Below are 2,743 nucleotides of genomic sequence, written 5' to 3'. Positions count from 1 at the left end.
GGTGATCCCGGCGTTTGTTTTTTTACCGCCAGCGGACCGCCGCAGCGAGCGAAGAGGACCCCAGCATGAGCAAGCAGCCCACCGAACCCGGCCACGGCGACTCCACCCGCGCGGTGCACAGCGGCCAGGACAGCGACCGGCGCATGGTCACCCGGGCCAAGACCCAGCCGATCTACCAGACCTCGGTGTTCGTCTACGACTCCCTGGAACAGGTCGACGACTTCCTCGCCGGCAACCCCGACAACTACATGTACACGCGCATCGGCAACCCCAACCACAGCGCCGTGGAGGAACTGCTGCGCGACCTGGAGGGCGGCGAGGACGCGCTGTTCAGCGCCTCCGGCATGGCCGCCATCGCCGCCGCGCTGCTCGGCACGCTGAACGCCGGCGACCACCTGGTGGCCAGCCGCGAGCTGTACGGCACCACCCAGAGCCTGCTGGAAAAGGAACTGGCGCGCTTCGGCATCCAGGCCAGCCTGGTCGACGTCGGCGACCTCGACGCGGTGCGCGCGGCCATCGGCCCGAACACCCGGCTGATCTACACCGAGACCGCTTCCAACCCGCTGGTGCGGGTCAGCGACGTGCCGGCGCTGGCGGCCATCGCCCGCGAACACGGGCTGAAGCTGCTGGTGGACAACACCTTCCTCTCGCCGGTGCTCTACCAGCCGCTGCGCGACGGCGCCGACCTGGTCGTGCACAGCACCACCAAGTACCTCAACGGCCACAGCGACGCCACCGGCGGCGCGCTGGTCGGCGACGCCCAGTGGGTGGCCCGCGCGCGGCGCTTCCAGATCAACGCCGGCGGTAGCGCCAGCCCCTTCGAAAGCTGGCTGACCTTCCGCGGCGCCAAGACCCTGGCCCTGCGCATGGGTGCCCACTCGCGCAACGCCCTGGCGCTGGCCGAAGCCCTGGAGCGGCACCCTCAGGTGAGCCGCGTGTACTACCCCGGCCTGCCCTCGCACCCCGATCACCCGCTGGCTCGACGCCTGTTCCCCAAGGGCGCCTCGGGCATGCTCGCCTTCACCCTCAAGGGCGGCCTCGACCACGTCGACCGCCTCATCGGCCTGCTGCAACGCGCCGAGTTCGCCCCGTCGCTGGCCGGCGTGGCGAGCAGCATCACCCATCCCGGCAAGACCTCGCACCGCGCCCTCTCCCCCGAGGCGCTGGCGCAGCTCGACATCCACGACGGCACGGTGCGCGTGTCGGTGGGGATCGAGGACAGCGAGGACATCGTCGCCGACTTCCTGCAGGCGCTGGACGCGCTCTGAACGGACGGAGATCCCCCAATGAAAGTCCCCCAACCGCTGCTGACCTTCCCCGACGCCGACAAGAGCCCGCTGAGCATCCGCGCCAAGGCGCTGGTGTTCTTCGACCCGCGTTCGCACCAGGTGCGCGATGAAGTCGAGCGCCTGGCGCCGGGCCTGCAGCCGGTGCTGATCCGTGGCGAAACCGGCACCGGCAAGGAACTGCTGGCCCGGCACATCCACCGCGCCAGCGAACGCCCCGGGCTGTTCGTCGCGGTCAGCTGCAGCGCGCTGAGCCGCAACTTCGCCGAGGCCGAGCTGTTCGGCTACGCCCCCGGCGCGCACAACGGCCCGGTGGGCAGCCGCGCCGGCTGGCTGGGCTCGGCCAACGGCGGCACCCTGTACCTGGACGAGATCGCCGACCTGCCGCTGTCGCTGCAGGAGAAACTCCTGCGCGTGCTGCAGGAACGCGAAGTACTGCGCGTCGGCGCCCGCGAACCGATCCCGGTGGACGTGCGCCTGGTGGTGGCCACCAGCATCGACCTGGCCCAGGCGGTGGCCGCCGGCAAGTTCCTCGAAGGGCTCGCGCAGTACCTGGACGACGGCAACCTCGAGCTGCCGCCGCTGCGCCAGCGTATCGGCGACATCCTGCCGCTGGCCGAATACTTCCTCGGCGTCCACGCCCAGCGCCTGGAACTGCCGGTGCCGCATATCGGCGAGGCGGCCCAGGCGACACTGGAGGCCTACCCGTGGCCGGGCAACATCCGCGAGCTGGAGAACGTCATCCACTTCGCCCTGCTGGTCAGCCCCGGCGACAGCATCGAGCCGCAGCACCTGAACCTGCCCGCCGAGCCGGCCACCGACCTGCGCCGCCTGCTGCGCCAGCCGGGCGTCCGCGAGCAACTGCTGGCCCTGCTGGAAAACACCCCGTAGGGCGCATAACGCCCCAAGCGTTATCCGCCGATACCTTCCGCGCCGAAACCAACGGCGGATAACCGCGAACGGTTATTCGCCCTACGCTCTGGAAAACACCCAGTAGGAGCGGGCCACGCCCGCGATTCGCGCGCATGGCGCGCTCCTACAGAGCCTGCTGGAATCAGGCCGTATCGGCCATAAAAGGCTTGAAATGCGACAAACGGTAGCAGTGAAACGATTCGCCGACCCCGCCCTCGGCGGCAGGGATTCCTGAGGCAAAGGTCAATTTCAGAAAATTAACCTGCGATTAAGCCAACAAGCAGCCCCATCGACCGCCTAGATACCGATCATCAAGACCATTCACTTCTTTTTGTCATAAAGATCAGGGAAAATGGCTATCAGGCAGTCGGGACCCATTTTCCCCGGCGCCTTTGGAGACTATCGTGACCAGCTTTGCCGCTCTTGCCAGCTTTTTCGCCGCCACCGCTTTCCTGAACGTACCTCAGCAGGTCGATCCGGAACGCCGTGAAGTACGCCGCGCGAAGACCCGCCGCAAGTAAAGCAGTACCCGCTCCGCTCGGCCC

The 2,743-nt window shown here is 68.2% G+C and carries 2 protein-coding genes; both read left to right on the top strand.

The window, feature by feature from the left end:
• Nucleotides 1-65 precede the first annotated feature (65 nt).
• Nucleotides 66-1,268, top strand: coding sequence for a trans-sulfuration enzyme family protein (locus P3W75_RS23340; protein ID WP_276229689.1), 1,203 nt, complete (start codon nt 66-68; stop codon nt 1,266-1,268).
• Nucleotides 1,269-1,286: 18 nt separating this feature from the next.
• Nucleotides 1,287-2,177: a sigma-54-dependent transcriptional regulator gene (locus P3W75_RS23335; protein ID WP_276229688.1), complete on the top strand. Its 891-nt coding sequence runs from the start codon at nt 1,287-1,289 to the stop codon at nt 2,175-2,177.
• Nucleotides 2,178-2,743: the final 566 nt, after the last annotated feature.

It is taken from the genome of Pseudomonas citronellolis (genome assembly GCF_029335315.1).
Lineage (GTDB): Bacteria > Pseudomonadota > Gammaproteobacteria > Pseudomonadales > Pseudomonadaceae > Pseudomonas > Pseudomonas citronellolis_A.
This window is presented reverse-complemented; position numbering and strand designations above follow the sequence as displayed.

Bases quoted from the DNA above. Each gene is read 5' to 3' on its own strand.
- P3W75_RS23335 (WP_276229688.1), top strand. From the start codon at position 1,287: ATGAAAGTCCCCCAACCGCTGCTGACCTTCCCCGACGCCGACAAGAGC.
- P3W75_RS23340 (WP_276229689.1), top strand. From the start codon at position 66: ATGAGCAAGCAGCCCACCGAACCCGGCCACGGCGACTCCACCCGCGCG.